The sequence below is a fragment of the Nocardia veterana NBRC 100344 genome, assembly GCF_000308855.1.
GTDB lineage: Bacteria > Actinomycetota > Actinomycetes > Mycobacteriales > Mycobacteriaceae > Nocardia > Nocardia veterana.
On record NZ_BAGM01000126.1, the window covers coordinates 69,674 to 86,386 of the forward strand.

Below are 16,713 nucleotides of genomic sequence, written 5' to 3' on the forward strand. Positions count from 1 at the left end.
CCGCACCCGGCCGGCACCGCGAATGCTCACCGTGCCTCCTGCTCCTGCGTGTGCTGTGCCTGCGCCTGGATCGCCGTGATCGCCACCGTGTTCACGATGTCGGCCACCAGGGCGCCGCGGGACAGATCGTTCACGGGTTTGCGCAGTCCCTGCAGCACCGGTCCGATCGCCACCGCCCCCGCGCTGCGCTGCACGGCCTTGTAGGTGTTGTTCCCGGTGTTCAGGTCGGGGAAGACGAAAACCGTTGCGCGCCCGGCGACGTCGGAGTTCGGCAGTTTGGTGCTCGCCACCGTCGGCTCGATCGCCGCGTCGTACTGGATCGGCCCCTCCACGGGGAGCTGCGGGGCTCGCCGGTGCACGAGTTCGGTGGCGGCCCGCACCTTGTCGACATCGGCGCCGCTGCCGGATTCGCCGGTGGAATACGACAGCATGGCCACCCGCGGCTCGATGCCGAACTGCGCCGCCGTGCGCGCGGAGGAGATCGCGATATCGGCGAGCTGCTCGGCGGTGGGATCCGGAACGACCGCGCAGTCGCCGTAGGCCAGTACCCGATCCGCCAGGCACATCAGGAACACACTCGACACCGTCGAGACACCGGGCTCGGTCTTGATGATCTCGAACGACGGCCGGATGGTGTGCGCGGTGGTGTGCGCGGCGCCGGACACCATGCCGTCGGCGATGCCGCGGTACACCATCATGGTGCCGAAATACGAGATGTCGGCCATGAATTCGCGCGCTCGCTCCACCGTCATCCCCTTGTGCGCGCGCAGCCGGGCGAATTCCTCGGCGAACTCCTCGCGCAGCTCGCTGGTGCGGGGGTCGAGCACCTGCGCGGCATCGATGTCGAGGCCCAGTTCGGCGGCGCGGGCGCGCACGGTGGTTTCGTCGCCGAGGATCGTCAGGTCCGCGATCTTGCGCTGCAGTACTCGTCCGGCCGCGCGCAGAATTCGGTCGTCGTCGCCCTCCGGAAGCACGATCCGGCGCGGATCGGCCCGGGCGCGCTCCACCAGCTGATACTCGAACATCTGCGGGGTCACCACCGACGGCACCGGTACCTCGATGAGCTCCAGCAACTTTCGGCTGTCGACCCGCTGCTCCATCAGGGCCAGGGCGGTGTCCACCTTGCGAATGCTGGTGAGCGACACCCGGCCCCGGGTGTGCGCGGCGGCGCTGGCGGTGTCGAAGGTGCCCAGCCGGGTGGTCAGGATGGGCAGCTTCGGTTTCAGCCCGGCCATCAGTCGGGCGATCGCCGGATCGGGCAGCATGCCACCGTTCATGATGATGCCCGACAGGGACGGAAACCCTTCCGCCTCATGGGCGTTCACCAGCGACAGCAGCACGTCCGATCGGTCGCCCGGGACGATGACGGCGACGCCGTCGGTGAGCCGTTCGAGGATGTGTTCGGCCGTCATCCCGCCGACCATCACCGTCAGCGCCTCGCGTTGCAGCAGTTCCGGGTCGCCCGAGTAGACCGTGCCGTCGATGGCCTCGCACAGTTCGTTCATGGTCGGCGCGGTCAGCAGCGGCACCTCCGGCAGCGTCCACGACGGGCAGGGCAGCACATTCATCGCCGTTCGCACCTGCTCGAGCTGATCCGGATCGCACCGGTTCACGATGATCGCGGCGAGCTGGGCGTGTTCGAGCTCCAGCTCGGCCTCGCAGACCTGGGCGACCTGCACGACCTGCTCCGGGGTGCGGCCGGCGCCGCGCAGCACCAGCAGCACCGGTGCGCCGAGGTTGACCGCGATCCGGGCGTTGTAGCGCAGTTCGCTCGGGCCGGCCACATCGGTGTAGTCGCTGCCGACGATCACCACCGCATCGCAGACCTTGGCCACCTCGTGGAATCGCATCACTATTTCGCTGATCGCGGCGTCCGGATCCGCGTGCACCTGCTCGTAGGTGACGCCGACGGCCTGGTCGTAGTCGATATCGGCGGTGCTGTGCTCGAGCAGCAATTCGAGAATGTAGTCGCGGCCGTGATTGGACCGCGTGATCGGCCGGAACACGCCCACCCGCGGCGTGGTCGCCGACAGCATCTGCAACATGCCCAACGCGACGGTCGATTTGCCGGTGTCACCTTCCAGTGACGCGATGTACACGGTGGACGGTGCGGTCTCGGCCATGGACCCGAGCTTAGTGAGCGGGGCGGCCGGTTCGTTTGCGCGCACTGCGGGTCGACCGAAATCACATCGCGTGGAGCAACCGTTCGGCGTCGTGCCAGTCGGACCGAGCTGCCGATGCGGATGAGCGAATCGGATATCCAGATGGGCCGAACAAACATTGTCCGGCTCATTCGTCCCTCCTAGCGTGGCACGTAGCAACGCCACGACACACGGCGGCCCGCGGCCGCAGACGGGATTCACCATGCGAATCGGCACCTTCCTGCCCACGTCCACTCCCGACCCGACGCTTCCGATCCTCGGCGATATCGGCGCCGCGGCCCGGCACGCGGAAAACCTCGGGCTGGATTCCATCTGGGCGACCGACCACCTCATCGCGAGCGCCCCGATGGTGGAGAGCACCGTGACCCTGGCGACCGCCGCGGCGCTGACCGAACGAATCCACATCGGGTACGGCGTGCTCCTGTTGGCCCTGCGCCCCGTGCCCTGGGCTGCCAAGCAGATCAGCGCCCTGCAGTACGTTTCCGGCAACCGGCTGCTGCTCGGCATCGGCACCGGCAATCCCGCGCACGGCGATATCGCCTGGCGCGCGACCGGATTGTCCTACGCCGACCGCGGCCGCGACACCGACGAGGCCCTGCGGCTGCTGCCCGACCTGATCGCCGGAAACTCCACCACCCTCCCGGACGGCACCGGCATCACGCTGAGCCCCGGCACGCCGGTCCCACCGATCCTGGTGGCCGGCGACGTCCGCCGCGCCAAACGGCGAGCCGCCGAATTCGCGGACAGCTGGATCGCCATGGGGCTGGGGCCGGAGGATGTGGCTGCCGTCGCGCGGGAGTTGGCCGAGCTGGCAACGGAATTCGGGCGCCCCGCGCCCACCGTCTCGTTGGTCGTCTCGCTTCCCGAGGACCTCGCCGCGGCCCGGGAACGCCGCGCCGCCTACGCGGAGGCCGGCGTCGACCACCTCATCGTGGCGCCACGCGACGCCGATTGGCGCAGCGGATACGAATTCGTCGCCGCCGTGCACTAGACCGGTTCGTGGACGTGGCGGCCGGGGCTCGAGCACCTAGGATTTCCCGCATGACGGCACAGTTTCCGGATCGGCAGTGGGGCTCACGGACCGGGCTGCTCGGGCGTACGGCGAGTGCGTTCGCGGCCACCCGGATCGGATCGACGGTGGTTCGCGCGCTGACCCCCCTGGATCGAAAGGTCCTGCAGCGCACCGATGCTCGATACACGATCCTCGGGCCGATCGGCGCGCCGATCATCCTGCTCACCACGACCGGCCGCAAGTCCGGACAGCCGCGCACCTCACCGCTGCTGTACATCCACGACGGTGACACGCTGTACGTGATCGGCAGCAACTTCGGCCAGGCCCGCCATCCCGCGTGGACCGCCAATCTGCTGGCTACGCCCGAAGCGGTGGTAACGATCGACGGACAACGTATTCCGGTGCGCGCACAGCTGATCGAGGATCCGGAGCGCAAACAGCGGATCTTCGACCGCTTCGTGGAGACGACCGAGGCATACGCCGCCTACCGCAGCCGGACGACGCGTGATCTGCGTATCTTCGCGCTGACCCGGAGCTGAGCACGGATCCGCGTCCCCGGACCGTCCGGCCCCGGACCACGCCACGGTTGACCAGGTACCCCCTGCCCGCGAGGGGAGTACCCCGTTGACCTCGTTGCGGCCGAGGCGATTTGATTCGACGATGACATGGTCACCACCGCTGATCACCACGGGCACCGAACGTCGATTGCTCGAGGGCATGCTCGAGCGCAACCGGGCCGAACTGATCGGCACGATCCGCGGCCTCTCGGAATCCCAAGCGCGTCGACGCCTCGTCCCCTCCGCCACCACCCCGATCGGCCTCGTCAAACACGCCGCGGTCGCCCAGCGGATCTGGTTTCAGCGCATCGTGGCCGGCATACCGGCCGGCGAATGCGACGGGCCCACGGTCTCGGGTGATCCGAGTTTCGTGGTCGCCGACGACGAGACCGTGGCCGACGTGATCGCCGAATTCGAGCGCACCTCCGCCCGGGCCCGCGAGATCGCCGCCGATGTCGACCTCGACGACACAAGGATCCACCCACGCCTCGGAGAGGTCAGCCTCCGCTTCATCTACGTGTTCCTCATCGAGGAACTCGCCCGCCACGCCGGTCACGGCGACATCCTGCGCGAACAGCTCGACAGTCCCGAGTCCGCGGCGGGCTGACCTCCGCAGCGGCAACTCAGAGCGCCCGCAGCCGGGGTGCCAGATCGCGGGCGAACAGGTCCAGGAAGCGTCGCTGGTCGTGGCCGGGGGCATGGAAGACCAGGTGGTTGAGGCCGGCATCCACATACGGCTTGATCTGCTCGACCGCCTCGTCCGGATCGCTGGCCACGATCCAGCGCTTGGCGATCTGTTCGATCGGCAGCGCGTCGGCGGCCGCCTCCATCTCGATCGGATCGGTGATCGAATGCTTCTGCTCGGCGGTCAGCGACAGCGGCGCCCAGAACCGCGTATTCTCCAGCGCCAGTTCGGGGTCGGTGTCGTAGGAGATCTTGATCTCGATCATCCGGTCGATATCGCCGACGCTGCGGCCGACCTTCTCCGCGCCTTCGGCCACGGCCGGCATCAGTTTCTCGGTGTAGAGGTCCATCCCCTTGCCCGAGGTGCAGATGAAACCGTCGCCGGCGCGGCCCGCGTACCGGGCGACGACGGGTCCGCCCGCCGCGATGTAGATCGGAATCCCGCCCGGCGGCACGTCGTAGATCGAGGCGCCGACGGTGGTGTAGTACTGGCCCTCGAAGCTGACCCGGTCGCCGGTCCACAGCGCGCGCATCAGATCGACCGATTCCCGCAGCCGGGCGAACCGCTCCTTGAACTCCGGCCACTCGCCCTGATAACCGGTCGCGATCTCGTTGAGCGCCTCACCGGTGCCGACCCCGAGCATGATCCGGTCGGGGTAGAGACAGCCCATCGTCGCGAAGGCCTGCGCGACGACCGCCGGGTTGTAGCGGAAGGTCGGGGTGAGAACCGAGGTGCCGAGTTGGATGCGCGAGGTGCGCTCCCCGACCGCCGTCATCCAGGCCAGCGAGAACGGCGCGTGTCCGCCCTGATGCCGCCAGGGCTGGAAGTGATCGCTGACGGTCGCGCTGTCGAGTCCGTGCTCTTCGACCAGAACGCCGAGCTCGACGAGCTCGCGTGGTCCGAATTGTTCTGCCGACGCCTTGTATCCGAGCTTGAGATCACTCACTGCGCCACTCCTGTTCGCCGTCACATGCCTGCCTGGGCCGACTCCCGGGCGGGAGACAACCGCGTCGACCGAGTGCAGCGCTGGACGGGTGTCCCGAAATTCCACAGCGCGGCATGCTGCGGTCTCCTCCGACCATAGTCAGGCCGGATTCCGGCGCCGCCGCGCGTGCGCACCTACCGGAACGTCACATCGGCACCGGGGATAGCTCACAATTGCCTCGTGACTTCCGACAACGAGCCGATTCTGTCCTACCTGACCGATATGGACGGGGTGCTGGTGCACGAGGACCACCTGATCCCCGGCGCCGACCAGTTCCTGGCGGAATTGACCGAGCGGGAGATTCCGTTCCTGGTGCTCACCAACAACTCCATCCGCACCCCGCGCGATCTGCAGGCCCGGCTGCGCCGGATCGGGCTCGATATTCCGGCCGCCTCGATCTGGACCTCGGCGACCGCGACGGCGACCTTCCTCAACGAGCAGCGCCCGGGCGGCACGGCCTATGTGGTCGGCGAATCGGGGCTCACCACGGCCCTGCACGAGATCGGCTACGTGCTGACCGACAGCGATCCGGATTACGTGGTCCTCGGCGAGACGCGCACCTATTCGTTCGAGGCGATCACCACCGCGATCCGGTTGGTGGAGCGCGGGGCCCGGTTCATCGCGACGAATCCGGACCCGACCGGGCCGTCGCGCGAGGGTGTGCTGCCCGCGACGGGTTCGGTCGCCGCGCTGATCACCCGGGCCACCGGCCGCGACCCCTACTACGTCGGCAAGCCCAACCCACTGATGATGCGCTCGGCGCTGCGGCAGATCGGGGCCCATTCCCAGTCGGCCGTGATGATCGGCGACCGGATGGATACCGACGTGATCGCGGGTCTCGAGGCCGGGATGCGCACGGTCCTGGTCACGTCGGGCATCTCCACCCGCACCTCGATGGAACAGTTCCCGTACCGGCCGACACTCGTGATCGACTCGGTGGCCGACCTCGTCGGCCGGACCGAGAATCCGTTCGCGGTCTGAGCGAGATACCTACGGCGCCGCTCGTCGATCCGAATCCGCCGGCGGCGCCTCGGTTTCGAGCGCGTCCAGTGCCGCCGACAGCTCGGTCAGCGCCGCCACCACCTCGGCGAACCGCTGCGAACCCAGCTGCTGGGCAAGACGTTTCGCCATGACCCCGTGCTGCGGGGTGATGCGCCGTACGGCCTCGTAGCCGGCATCGGTGATCGCGACCAGCTTGGCCCGGCGGTGCGCCGGATTGGGCCGGTACTCGGCGAAACCCTTGTCCACCAACAGATCCGCGATCCGCTGCACGCTCTGGCGGGTGATGCCCATCTCCCGGGCGATGCCCGAGACCGGCAGCGGTTCGTGCAGCACCGCGCCGAGCACCTGCCACCACGCCGCGGTGATTCCGGCCGGCTTCGCCAATTCCTCGGCGAGGGCGAGGAATTGGCCGTTGAGTTTGAACGAGGTGATCGCCGCCGCCGAGAACAGGTCGGCCTCGCTGCGGCTCACGCCGACTCCGCGCCCTGGGCCTGCAGGTCGTAGAAGCCCTGCGGATCCCGCTCCGCGTAGAGCCGGTACCAGGCGTCGAGGACCGCGGGGTCGAACAGGTCGAGCCGCGCGAAGACGTGCCGGGCGAAGTCGATCGGCGCGATACCGCTCGCGGTGATCAGATCGCCGTCGGTCACCGCCGGTTCGTCGCGGTACTGGGCGGCGCCCGAATAACCGGTCGGCACAAGGTATTCCGCCGCATTGCTGGTGTGCGGGCGGGAATCGAGCAGACCCTGCGCCGCGAGCCCGTAGGTCGCCCCGCAGATCGCCGCGACCGGGACACCGGCGGCGAGAAAGTCCTGCGCCGCCCGAGCGAACGGCAGCAACTGCTCGCCCTCCCAGATATCGGCGCCGGGCAGGATCAACATCGCGCTGTCCTCCGGCGTGAGTTGGTCCAACGTCAGGTCGGGGACGACGCGCAGGCCGCCCATCGAGGTGATCGGCGCGGTGGTGGCGCCGACGGTGCGGATCTGCCAGGCGCCCGGCTCGCGCTGCATCAACGGCCGGTTGATACCGGCTGTGACGTAGCCCAGCTCCCAATCGGCGTAGGTGTCGTAGACGGCCACATGCACTGTTTTACTCATGACAGTATGCTGTCATACTTGACAGCATACTGTCAACAGGCGTGGTGGCTCAGCTCAGCGCCTGCTCCAGATCGCCGAGCAGATCCTCGACATCCTCGAGTCCGATCGAGATCCGCAGCACCCCGTCGGTCAGCCCCACGGCCGCCCGGCCCTCCGGCCCCATCGCGCGGTGGGTGGTGGTCGCCGGATGCGTGATCAGGGTTTTGGCGTCACCGAGGTTGTTGGAGATGTCGATGATGCGCAGCCGGTTCAGCACCTCGAACGCCCGCTTCTTCCCCTCGTCCGCGCCGGCCGTCAGCTCGAAGGTCACCACGGTGCCGCCGCCGGACATCTGCGAGATCGCCAGCTCGTGCTGCGGATGCGAGGTGAGGAACGGATACTTCGTCCACGCCACCGCCGGATGCCGCTCCAGGAATTCCGCGATCGCCAGGGCCGACTGCGTCGACTGCCGCACCCGCAGCGGCATGGTCTCCAGACCCTTCAGCAGCGTCCACGCGTTGAACGGGCTCAGCGCCGGACCGGTGTGCCGCATCAGATGCTTGACCGGGCCGTTGATGTAATCGCTCGTACCGAGGATCGCACCGCCGAGCACCCGGCCCTGGCCGTCGATGTGCTTGGTCCCCGAATACACCACCACATCGGCACCCAGATCGAGGCTGCGCTGCAGCAGCGGGGTCGCGAAGACGTTGTCCAGCACCACTTTCGCGCCCGCCGCGTGGGCGAGCTCGCTGACCCGCCGCACATCGACGAGGGTCTGCATCGGATTGGACGGGGTTTCGAAGAAGACCGCCGTCGTCGGCTGCGACAGCGCCTGCTCCCACTGCGCGAGATCCTCACCGTCGACGAAGACGGTTTCCACACCCCAGCGCGGCAGGATCTCGTTGCACACCACGAAGCAGGAACCGAACAGGCTGCGCGCGGCGACCAGCCGATCACCCTGCCCGAGCAACGCGGCCAAGGCGGTGAACACCGCCGACATCCCGCTGGCGGTCGCGAAACACGCTTCGGCGCCCTCGAGCAGCCGCATCCGCTCCTCGAACATGGCGACCGTCGGATTGCCGTAGCGCGAATACACGAAATGCTCGATATCGCCGGTGAAGGCCGCCTCGGCCGCCTCGGCACTCTCGTAGACGAAACCCGACGACAGGTACAGCGCCTCCGAAGTCTCCTCGAATCCGGACCGCCGCAAACCCCCGCGAACACCCAGTGTCGCCGGGCCCACGCCCTCGGGCAGCGGCCGATCGAATGCACCGCCGGTGATCATGACTGTCTCCCATCCACCGGGTAACACGAACGGGCGGTCACGACTGCCGCCACGGCAGACCGAGGGCGCGCCAGCCGGCGCCACCGCGATGCCCCTCGGCATCCAGCGGACCCTCGAAACCCTCGAGCACGTTGTAGGACGGGGTGAAGCCCGCAGCGGTCGCGGCCGTGGCCGCACCGATCGAACGCTGGCCGGAGCGACACAGGAAGATCACCGGCGCATCGCTGTCACCGCGATCGGCCAGGGCCTGCTTCAGCTGCCCGACGAAATCCGGATTCGGCGCGCCGGTGACGTCGACCCATTCGATCAGCGCCGTCGGCCGCTCGATCGAACTGGTGTCCGGCACCCCCACGAATCGCCATTCCGCCTCGGTGCGCACATCCACCAGCACCGCATCGGGATTGTCGCGCAACAACTCCCACGCTTGCCCAGGCGTGATGTCACCGGCGTAGCTCACTTGTCGAACCTCCTACGGAATCCGCACTTGCCGTGTCCGGTCGGACAGCGGCCAGGTCGTCACCCGGAGCACCCCACCGCGGAGGAGGGTTGCCGACCAGCGAGCCGGGGCTTACCGCTGGTACTCATGACCTGGACCGAGAATGCCTGGTCACAGGCCGGATTGTCAAACGTCGACGGTCCGGGTCACCGGTTGTCGCAGACCAACCAGGTCCCGTTCTCACGGCGGAAATTCCAGTTCGCCGCGGTCTTGCGACCGTCCGCCCGACTGGTCACCGAAGCCGTGGCCCGGTCACCGTCGACGTGCACGGCGTCAACTCCGGCGATCTCCACCCTCCTGCCCACCGAATCCGGCCCGAGCGGTGACCTCTTGTCGTCGAAATTCCCGCACTCCGTGGTCTTTCGCCGAGCCGCGTCGGAATCGCTTCTGGCCGTGGCGAAATTGCGCGCGGCGATGGCAATCCGGTCCGGCTCTGTGAGATTGTTCTCAGCCGGCCGGGTGACTCCGAGGATCACGACGGCGAGCACCGCGATCACGGCGACGGCCGCGGCGATCAGGAACGGTTTCGCCGAACGCGTGGTATCGCGCTGATCGATCGAGGTAGCCGGATCGCTTTCGTTCATGCGGGCATCATCCCCGGTGGGCCGAAGTGTCGAAGATCACGCCCGCATTTTCGCCCGGATACCGGGAATAGCCCCGGTGGGTGTCACCGATAGAATCACCAGAACTCCGGCCACATCCGGGTGCCCGGAATCGGGCAGCTCCGCGCGGCAACGAAGCGGCGGCGGCGCCACACAGTCGGGCAGGGCCCGGCCCGTACGTCAACTTAGCCTAAGCTAAGAAGGACGGCTGAGACCAAGACGAAGAGTTTTTCGACCAAAGGGTGCGCGTAAGAATGACCGAACACGCTGGAACCAATGGCGGCCCGGGCGACCGCCCGCTGCGCATCGCGATCGTCGGTGCCGGGCCGGCCGGAATCTACGCCGCCGACGCGCTGATGAAATCCGATGTCGACGCGAACATCGACCTCTACGAGCGCATGCCGGCCCCCTTCGGTCTCATCCGCTACGGCGTGGCGCCCGACCACCCGCGCATCAAGGGCATCATCACCGCGCTGCACAAGGTGCTCGACAAGCCGCAGGTCCGCCTGCTCGGCAATATCGACTACGGCACCGACATCGACCTCGAGGACCTGCGCCGCTTCTACGACGCGGTGATCTTCTCGACCGGCGCCAACGCCGACCGCGCGCTCCCGGTGCCCGGCATCGACCTGGACGGCAGCTACGGCGCCGCCGACTTCGTCTCCTGGTACGACGGCCATCCGGACGTGCCGCGCACCTGGCCGCTGGACGCGGAGAAGGTCGCCGTCCTCGGCGTCGGCAACGTCGCGCTCGATGTGGCCCGCGTGCTCGCCAAGACCGGTGACGAGCTGCTGCCGACCGAGATTCCGCCGAACGTCTACGAGGGCCTGAAGCAGAACAAGGCGCTCGAGGTGCACGTCTTCGGCCGCCGCGGCCCGGCCCAGGCCAAGTTCACCCCGCTGGAGCTGCGCGAACTCGATCACTCGCCGAATATCGAGGTCATCGTCGATCCGGAGGACATCGACTACGACGAGGGCTCGGAGGCCGCGCGCCGGCATTCCAAGCAGGTCGACATGGTCTGCAACACCCTCGAGCAGTGGGCGATCCGCGATGTCGGCAACCGCCCGCACAAGCTGTTCCTGCACTTCTTCGAATCGCCCGCCGAACTGCTCGGCGAGAACGGCAAGGTGGTCGGCCTGCGCACCGAGCGCACCACGCTCGACGGCACCGGCAACGTGAAGGGCACCGGCAACTTCAAGGACTGGGACGTGCAGGCGGTCTACCGTGCCGTCGGCTACCTGTCGCAGAACATCCCGGCCCTGCCCTTCGACGATCAGGCCGGCACCGTGCCCAACGAGGCCGGTCGCGTCCTGCTCGACGACACTGCCGAGAACCCCTCTGATCGCTACATGCCGCAGACCTACGTCACCGGCTGGATCAAGCGCGGCCCGGTCGGTCTCATCGGCCACACCAAGGGCGATGCCAACGAGACCATCGCATGCCTGGTCGACGATGCCGCCTCGTTCACCCCCGCCCCCGAACCGGATCCGGACGCGGTGGTGAAGTTCCTCGAGGACAAGGGCATCCCGTTCACCACCTGGGCCGGCTGGTACCGCCTCGACGCCCACGAGCGCGCCCTCGGCGAGCCGGAGGGCCGCGAGCGGGTGAAGGTCGTCGAACGTGAGGACATGCTGCGCGCGAGTGAGCCGCACAAGGTCTGAAACACCACACCGGATCCGCATCCGTCACCGACCTGAGGCATGCTGATCACGTGTTCGATTCCCACGTTCACATCATCGACCCGCGATATCCGCTGGTCGAGAATCAGGGCTACCTGCCGGAGCCGTACACCATCGGCGACTATCGAAAGCGCATGGCGCACTTCGATGTCGACGGTGGTGCGGTGGTGAGCGCCTCGTTCCAGGGCACCGATTCCACCTTCATGGTCGCGGCGCTGGCCGAACTCGGCCCGAACTGGGTCGGCGTGATCAACCTGCCCTCCGATGTCACCGACGAGCAGATCATCGAACTGGATCGGGCCGGCGTGCGCGCGATCCGGTTCAACCTGAAGCGGGCGGCGGTCGATATCGTCACGCTGACCATGCAGGCGCTGCGCGCCTACGAGCTCGCTCGTTGGCATGTCGAGCTCTACATCGACGGCTCCATGCTCGGATCGCTGGAACCGGTGATCTCCAAACTGCCGGCGCTGACGATCGACCATATGGGCATGTCCGACGAATGCCTGCCCTACCTGCTGAATCTGGTCGACCGCGGGGCCCGGGTGAAGGCGTCCGGATTCGGGCGGGTGTCGATGGATGTCGAATCGGCGATGCGGCGGGTGCACGCGGTCAATCCGGGTGCGCTGATGTTCGGCTCGGACCTGCCCGGCAACCGGGCCGATCGCCCGTTCCGTGACGCCGATATCGAGATCATCGGCCGGGCCGTCGGCGCGGACATGTATCGAGTGCTCGAGGACAACGCGCGGCTCTGCTACCGGCTGCCGGTCAAGGTCCGCTCCGCCGACGATTCCCCGCCGACCCGGCCGATTCGGCGGGCCGACCCCTCGACGCTGCGGCTTCGCCGGGCCGACCTGCCGCAACCGCCCGACACCACCCGGCCCCTGCGGATCATCGAATAGCGCCGAACCACGCACCCGGATGCCGTGCGTCACATCCACCACTTATTGTCGTAGTGTCAACACCGGCGCGCGCCGCCGGTCGCAGGATCGACGACGAACCGAGGTAGGGCGTGAGCACTTCATCCACCACCGGACAGGGCCCGCTGGCGGGCATCAAGGTTGTTGAGCTGGCCGGAATCGGCCCCGGCCCGCACGCGGCACTGCTGCTGGCCGATCTGGGCGCCGACGTGGTGCGCGTGCAGCGGCCCGGCATGATGCCGGGCTTCATGGAGCGGCCGCAGTGGCGCGGGCGGACCATCGTCGAGGCGGATCTGAAGAACCCGGACGATATCGAGAAGGTGCTCGGCCTGATCGACAAGGCCGACGTGCTGCTCGAAGGTTTCCGCCCCGGCGTGACCGAGCGGATGGGGCTGGGCCCGGACGTCACCCTGGAGCGCAATCCGCGCCTGATCTACGGCCGGATGACCGGCTGGGGACAGTACGGCCCGCTGGCCGACCGCGCCGGCCACGACATCAACTACATCTCGCTGACCGGCGTGCTGAACGCCATCGGCCGCAAGGGTGAGCGCCCGGTACCGCCGCTCAACATGGTCGGCGACTTCGGCGGCGGCTCGATGTTCCTCGTGATGGGTGTGCTCGCCGCTCTGGTGGAGCGGTCCGGCTCCGGCAAGGGCCAGGTCATCGACGCCGCGATGATCGACGGCGCGCTCTCGCTCTCGCACATGATCTGGGGTATGCGCGGAATGGGCCTGTGGTCCGATGAGCGCGGCACCAATCTGCTCGACACCGGGATGGCCTTCTACGACACCTACGAGACCTCCGACGGCAAGTACATGGCGGTCGGCTGCATCGAACCGCAGTTCTACGCCGAGTTCCTGAAGGGCCTCGAGATCGACCCCGAGGGGCTGCCGATGCAGATCGACCCCAACGGCCAGGACCAGCTGCGCAAACTGTTCGCGGAGAAGTTCAAGACCAAGACCCGCGACGAATGGGCCGCCATCTTCGACGGCACCGACGCCTGCTGCACCCCCGTCCTCACCTTCACCGAGGCCACCGAGAACGGGCACATCGCCGCCCGGGAATCGCTGGTCGAGATCGACGGCGTGGTCCAGCACGCCCCGGCGCCGCGGTTCTCCCGCACCCAGGGCGGGACCCCCACCCCGCCGCCGTCCGCGGCGACTCCGATCGACGAGGTGTGGGTGAACTGAGCTCCGCACGGCGGGTGCGGCCGATGTGTCCGCACTCGCCGGGAACGCCGCCCGAGGCCGGCGAGAACCGCGGTTCGCTCGCCGAGCCGCCAAAGTCTCGACCACACAGTCTCATTGGGGGAGCTCGGCCGCTGCTGTGGTTCGCGTAATCCCCGCAACTCTCCCCTCGACGCCTCGCGCCCGCCGGGCCCGTAGGCGGGCTGTCCACCCGGGTTCGGGCGGGCACCTGACGACGCGGGCGCACCGCTGTCCGGACCGCCCGCCGTCCCGGGCCGTCGGCCACCCGTCCGGCGGCCACCCGCCGGGTCGGTAGCCCGACCCGGCGGATGCGCCCGATCCGCGCGCCCGATACGCCGCCGCGATTCATAGCTCACAAACATTTCCGCTGGATAGAGCTGGGGCCGTTCGCGGTTCATCCGTTCCACGCAATTTCGCGAAGGCACTACAGTAATTTCATGGCTCGGAACTGGCCGATGATCGAGCGCGGTGGCGAATCGGAGTCGATTCGCGCGGCGCTGACCGGCACCGAATTCGTCGGCGCGATCCTGACCGGCGACGCGGGGGTGGGTAAGACGACGCTGGCGCGGCAGGCGACCGCCGCGGTGGGCGGGAATGTGCGCTGGGTCGCGGGCACCGAATCCGCGCGCAGTATTCCGCTCGGTGTCTTCGCGCATATGGTCGGCGTCTACACCGCTCACGATCCGGTGACGTTCATGGCCGCGGCGCGCGAAGCCCTGCTGGCCGACGGCGAGACCATCATCGGCGTGGACGATGCCCATCTGCTCGACCAACTTTCGGCCACCCTGCTGTTGCAGCTGGCCATCGACAAGGCGGCCCGGATCGTCTGCACCGTCCGCAGCGGGGTACAGGTGCCGGATGCGGTGACCTCGCTGTGGAAGGACGGGCATCTGCTGCGGATCGACCTCACGCCGTTCACCGAACAGCAGAGCGTCGAACTGGTCGAATCCATGCTCGGCGGTCAGCTGGAGGGGTTCACCGCGAATCTGATGTGGGAATCCTCCGGCGGCAACGCCCTGTTCCTGCGGCATCTGGTCGAGGGTGCGCTGGAGGCGGGGACGCTGCGGCAGGTCAACGGGGTCTGGCAGTTGCGCGGCCGCGCCGCGGTCACATCGGAGCTGGCCGCCCTGCTGGAAGATCGCGTCGAGCAACTGCCGGAATCGGTGCTGCGGGTACTCGAACTGCTCACCTTCTGCGAGCCGATCGATCTGGACGTGCTGGCCGAACTCGCCGGTGAGGATGCCGTCGAACAGGCCGAAACCCGCGGCGTGGTACGGATTGTGGAGAACGGCCACCAACTGCTCGTCCGCTACAACCATCCACTGTTCGGCGAGGTGATCCGGCGCCGGCTGGGTATCGCGTCGGCGCGCCGGCTGCGTGGGCGACTGTATTCGTCCTTGCGGGAGCGGCCGATCAACTCCGCTTCCGATCGCATCCGGCTGGCCGAATTGGCTTTGGACAGTGACAAGTCCGCGGATCTGGAATTGTTCGAAGCGGCCGCCGCCGATGCCATCGGACTGGCCAATATCCCGCTCGGCGAACGGTTCGCCCGCGCCGCCGTGGAGCGGCGCGGGGGCGTCGAATCCGCCGATCTCCTCGCGCGGGCACTGCTGTGGCAGGGCCATCGGATCGAGGCCGAGCGAACCCTGGCCAGTTTCGATCCCGACCAGTTGAACGAGGTGCAGCTGGCCCGCTGGGGCAGTACCCGGGTGTCGAATCTGTTGTGGGCCATGGGCGATGCCGACCGCGCCGACGAGGTGCTGGCGCTGGTGCGGGCCCGGGTCCGCCATCCGAAGATCGCCTTGACGCTGCAGGGCTTGGCCTCCGCCTGCGAGGTGAACGAAAACCGCTTGGAACAAGCATTTCTCGATGCCGAGCAGGTGATGTCGACGCCGGATGCGCCCGCCTGGGCGGTGTGGTGGGCCTCCTTCGGCGGCGGTCTGGCCTTGGCCTTGATGGGACGCAGCGCCGCGGCGCGCGAATACACGCTGCGCGGCCACCAGGTCGAGGAGCAGGTCGACGGGCCGACCCGATTCATGTCCGCGCACGCGGAGGTACTGGCGCTCACCTTCACCGGTGAACTCGAGGCCGCACGTCGATGCGCGTCGGCGTATTTCGGCTATTCCGCGCCCGGGCAGTACCTCGCCTGGGGACTGTCGAAGATCCTGCAGGGGACCGTCGATGTTGCCCAGGGACATTTCCCCGAGGGTGTGGAGAATCTGGAACAGGCCTTGGCGGCGCTGACCGCCGAGGGCGCCGCGGCCTGGATGTTCCCGGCGAGAATCCGTCTGGCCGAGGCCTATTCGGCGCTGGGGCGAGCCGCGGAGGCAGCCGAAACCATCGCCGAGGCGCGGCGCCGCGGCGGAAGGCACAGCGCGGTCTACGAACCCCAGCTCGAGATCGCCCGTGCCTGGCAGGCCGCGGCCGAGGGCACGGTGGCTCCGGCGGTTCGGCTGGCCATCGGCGCCGCGGACGCCGCCGCCCGCTCCCACCAACATGCGATCGAGGCGCTGGCCCTGCACACCGCCGCGCGTTTCGGCGACCGCAGTGTGGCCGGGCGATTGGCCGATATCGCCGCGCGCATCGACGGCGCGCTCGTCCAGGTGCAGGCGCGGCACGCGGTGGCCGTGGCATCGCAGGACGGTCCCGGATTGGACGCCGCCGCAGCGGAATTCGAGCGGATGGGCGCCTTGCTGTCGGCCGCCGACGCCGCCGCGCAGGCGGCGTCGGTGCACGAACGGCACGGCGATCGGCGGCGATTGCTGGAATCGGCCGCCACCGCGAACCGATTGGCGGCGGCCTGCGGCGGGGCCAGCACTCCGGCGCTGCGCCAGTCGGCCCAACCGCTTCCACTGACGGCACGCGAACGCGAGATCGCCAATCTGGTCGTCGCGGGACTGTCCAACCGTCAGATCGCGGACCGGCTCACGGTGTCGGTGCGGACCGTGGAGGGCCACCTCTACCGCGCGTGCACGAAGCTCGATGTCACCGACCGCGAGGCGCTCGCCGACCTCATGCGCGGTGAGCCACCACGAGGCAAACAGCGCTGA

The 16,713-nt window shown here is 68.3% G+C and carries 15 protein-coding genes and 1 riboswitch; of the genes, 8 read left to right on the forward strand and 7 right to left on the reverse strand.

The window, feature by feature from the left end; genetic code table 11:
- Positions 1-26: 26 nt before the first annotated feature.
- Positions 27-2,123 carry a phosphate acetyltransferase gene (gene pta / locus ON37_RS24540; RefSeq protein ID WP_040722654.1) on the reverse strand — a complete coding sequence of 699 codons (2,097 nt, stop codon included), beginning with the start codon at positions 2,121-2,123 and terminating at the stop codon, positions 27-29.
- A gap of 184 nt (positions 2,124-2,307) precedes the next feature.
- Between pta and ON37_RS24545 the strand changes: the two genes are divergently transcribed.
- The 3 genes from ON37_RS24545 (at position 2,308) to ON37_RS24555 (ending at position 4,338) form a co-directional block, all read left to right on the forward strand.
- Complete coding sequence (locus ON37_RS24545; RefSeq protein ID WP_245553429.1) at positions 2,308-3,153, forward strand: LLM class flavin-dependent oxidoreductase; 846 nt, start codon at positions 2,308-2,310, stop codon at positions 3,151-3,153.
- 50 nt (positions 3,154-3,203) lie between these two features.
- Positions 3,204-3,713 (forward strand): nitroreductase/quinone reductase family protein, encoded by a 510-nt coding sequence (locus ON37_RS24550; RefSeq protein ID WP_040722655.1) that lies wholly within the window; start codon positions 3,204-3,206, stop codon positions 3,711-3,713.
- Positions 3,714-3,834: 121 nt separating this feature from the next.
- Positions 3,835-4,338, forward strand: coding sequence for a DinB family protein (locus tag ON37_RS24555; RefSeq protein ID WP_040722656.1), 504 nt, complete (start codon positions 3,835-3,837; stop codon positions 4,336-4,338).
- A 16-nt stretch (positions 4,339-4,354) separates the two neighbouring features.
- Here ON37_RS24555 and fgd read toward each other — a convergent pair whose 3' ends face one another.
- Positions 4,355-5,362 (reverse strand): glucose-6-phosphate dehydrogenase (coenzyme-F420), encoded by a 1,008-nt coding sequence (gene fgd / locus ON37_RS24560; RefSeq protein ID WP_040722657.1) that lies wholly within the window; start codon positions 5,360-5,362, stop codon positions 4,355-4,357.
- Between the two features lie 261 nt (positions 5,363-5,623).
- Here fgd and ON37_RS24565 point away from each other — a divergent pair, with 261 nt between their 5' ends.
- Positions 5,624-6,382 (forward strand): HAD-IIA family hydrolase, encoded by a 759-nt coding sequence (locus ON37_RS24565; protein WP_083893255.1) that lies wholly within the window; start codon positions 5,624-5,626, stop codon positions 6,380-6,382.
- 9 nt (positions 6,383-6,391) lie between these two features.
- Here ON37_RS24565 and ON37_RS24570 read toward each other — a convergent pair whose 3' ends face one another.
- From ON37_RS24570 to ON37_RS31160, 5 genes are all read right to left on the reverse strand, one after another.
- The gene (locus tag ON37_RS24570; protein WP_040722659.1) at positions 6,392-6,874 is read right to left on the reverse strand and encodes a MarR family winged helix-turn-helix transcriptional regulator; all 483 of its coding nucleotides are present in this window, start codon (positions 6,872-6,874) and stop codon (positions 6,392-6,394) included.
- The gene (locus tag ON37_RS24575; RefSeq protein ID WP_040722660.1) at positions 6,871-7,497 is read right to left on the reverse strand and encodes a type 1 glutamine amidotransferase family protein; all 627 of its coding nucleotides are present in this window, start codon (positions 7,495-7,497) and stop codon (positions 6,871-6,873) included. Before ON37_RS24575 ends, ON37_RS24570 begins: the two co-directional genes overlap by 4 nt.
- 49 nt (positions 7,498-7,546) lie before the next feature.
- The gene (locus tag ON37_RS24580) at positions 7,547-8,761 is read right to left on the reverse strand and encodes an O-succinylhomoserine sulfhydrylase (RefSeq protein WP_040722661.1); all 1,215 of its coding nucleotides are present in this window, start codon (positions 8,759-8,761) and stop codon (positions 7,547-7,549) included.
- Between the two features lie 37 nt (positions 8,762-8,798).
- Entirely contained in the window at positions 8,799-9,218 is a 420-nt protein-coding gene (locus ON37_RS24585; protein WP_040722662.1) for a rhodanese-like domain-containing protein, read from the reverse strand.
- 18 nt (positions 9,219-9,236) lie between these two features.
- Positions 9,237-9,350, reverse strand: a riboswitch (SAM riboswitch).
- Positions 9,351-9,403: 53 nt separating this feature from the next.
- Complete coding sequence (locus tag ON37_RS31160) at positions 9,404-9,841, reverse strand: Rv0361 family membrane protein (protein ID WP_051031995.1); 438 nt, start codon at positions 9,839-9,841, stop codon at positions 9,404-9,406.
- A gap of 272 nt (positions 9,842-10,113) precedes the next feature.
- On the opposite strand from ON37_RS31160, the gene ON37_RS24595 reads away from it, so the two are divergent.
- From ON37_RS24595 to ON37_RS24610, 4 genes are all read left to right on the forward strand, one after another.
- Positions 10,114-11,520: an FAD-dependent oxidoreductase gene (locus tag ON37_RS24595; protein WP_051031996.1), complete on the forward strand. Its 1,407-nt coding sequence runs from the start codon at positions 10,114-10,116 to the stop codon at positions 11,518-11,520.
- 50 nt (positions 11,521-11,570) lie between these two features.
- Positions 11,571-12,437, forward strand: coding sequence for an amidohydrolase family protein (locus ON37_RS24600; RefSeq protein WP_040722663.1), 867 nt, complete (start codon positions 11,571-11,573; stop codon positions 12,435-12,437).
- Positions 12,438-12,547: 110 nt separating this feature from the next.
- Positions 12,548-13,645, forward strand: coding sequence for a CaiB/BaiF CoA transferase family protein (locus tag ON37_RS24605; protein WP_040722664.1), 1,098 nt, complete (start codon positions 12,548-12,550; stop codon positions 13,643-13,645).
- Positions 13,646-14,100: 455 nt separating this feature from the next.
- Positions 14,101-16,713 carry a LuxR family transcriptional regulator gene (locus tag ON37_RS24610; RefSeq protein WP_040722665.1) on the forward strand — a complete coding sequence of 871 codons (2,613 nt, stop codon included), beginning with the start codon at positions 14,101-14,103 and terminating at the stop codon, positions 16,711-16,713.

Bases quoted from the DNA above. Each gene is read 5' to 3' on its own strand.
- pta (WP_040722654.1), bottom strand. From the start codon at position 2,123: ATGGCCGAGACCGCACCGTCCACCGTGTACATCGCGTCACTGGAAGGT.
- ON37_RS24550 (WP_040722655.1), top strand. From the start codon at position 3,204: ATGACGGCACAGTTTCCGGATCGGCAGTGGGGCTCACGGACCGGGCTG.
- ON37_RS24555 (WP_040722656.1), top strand. From the start codon at position 3,835: ATGACATGGTCACCACCGCTGATCACCACGGGCACCGAACGTCGATTG.
- ON37_RS24565 (WP_083893255.1), top strand. From the start codon at position 5,624: ATGGACGGGGTGCTGGTGCACGAGGACCACCTGATCCCCGGCGCCGAC.
- ON37_RS24575 (WP_040722660.1), bottom strand. From the start codon at position 7,497: ATGAGTAAAACAGTGCATGTGGCCGTCTACGACACCTACGCCGATTGG.
- ON37_RS24580 (WP_040722661.1), bottom strand. From the start codon at position 8,761: ATGATCACCGGCGGTGCATTCGATCGGCCGCTGCCCGAGGGCGTGGGC.
- ON37_RS31160 (WP_051031995.1), bottom strand. From the start codon at position 9,841: ATGAACGAAAGCGATCCGGCTACCTCGATCGATCAGCGCGATACCACG.
- ON37_RS24595 (WP_051031996.1), top strand. From the start codon at position 10,114: ATGACCGAACACGCTGGAACCAATGGCGGCCCGGGCGACCGCCCGCTG.
- ON37_RS24610 (WP_040722665.1), top strand. From the start codon at position 14,101: ATGGCTCGGAACTGGCCGATGATCGAGCGCGGTGGCGAATCGGAGTCG.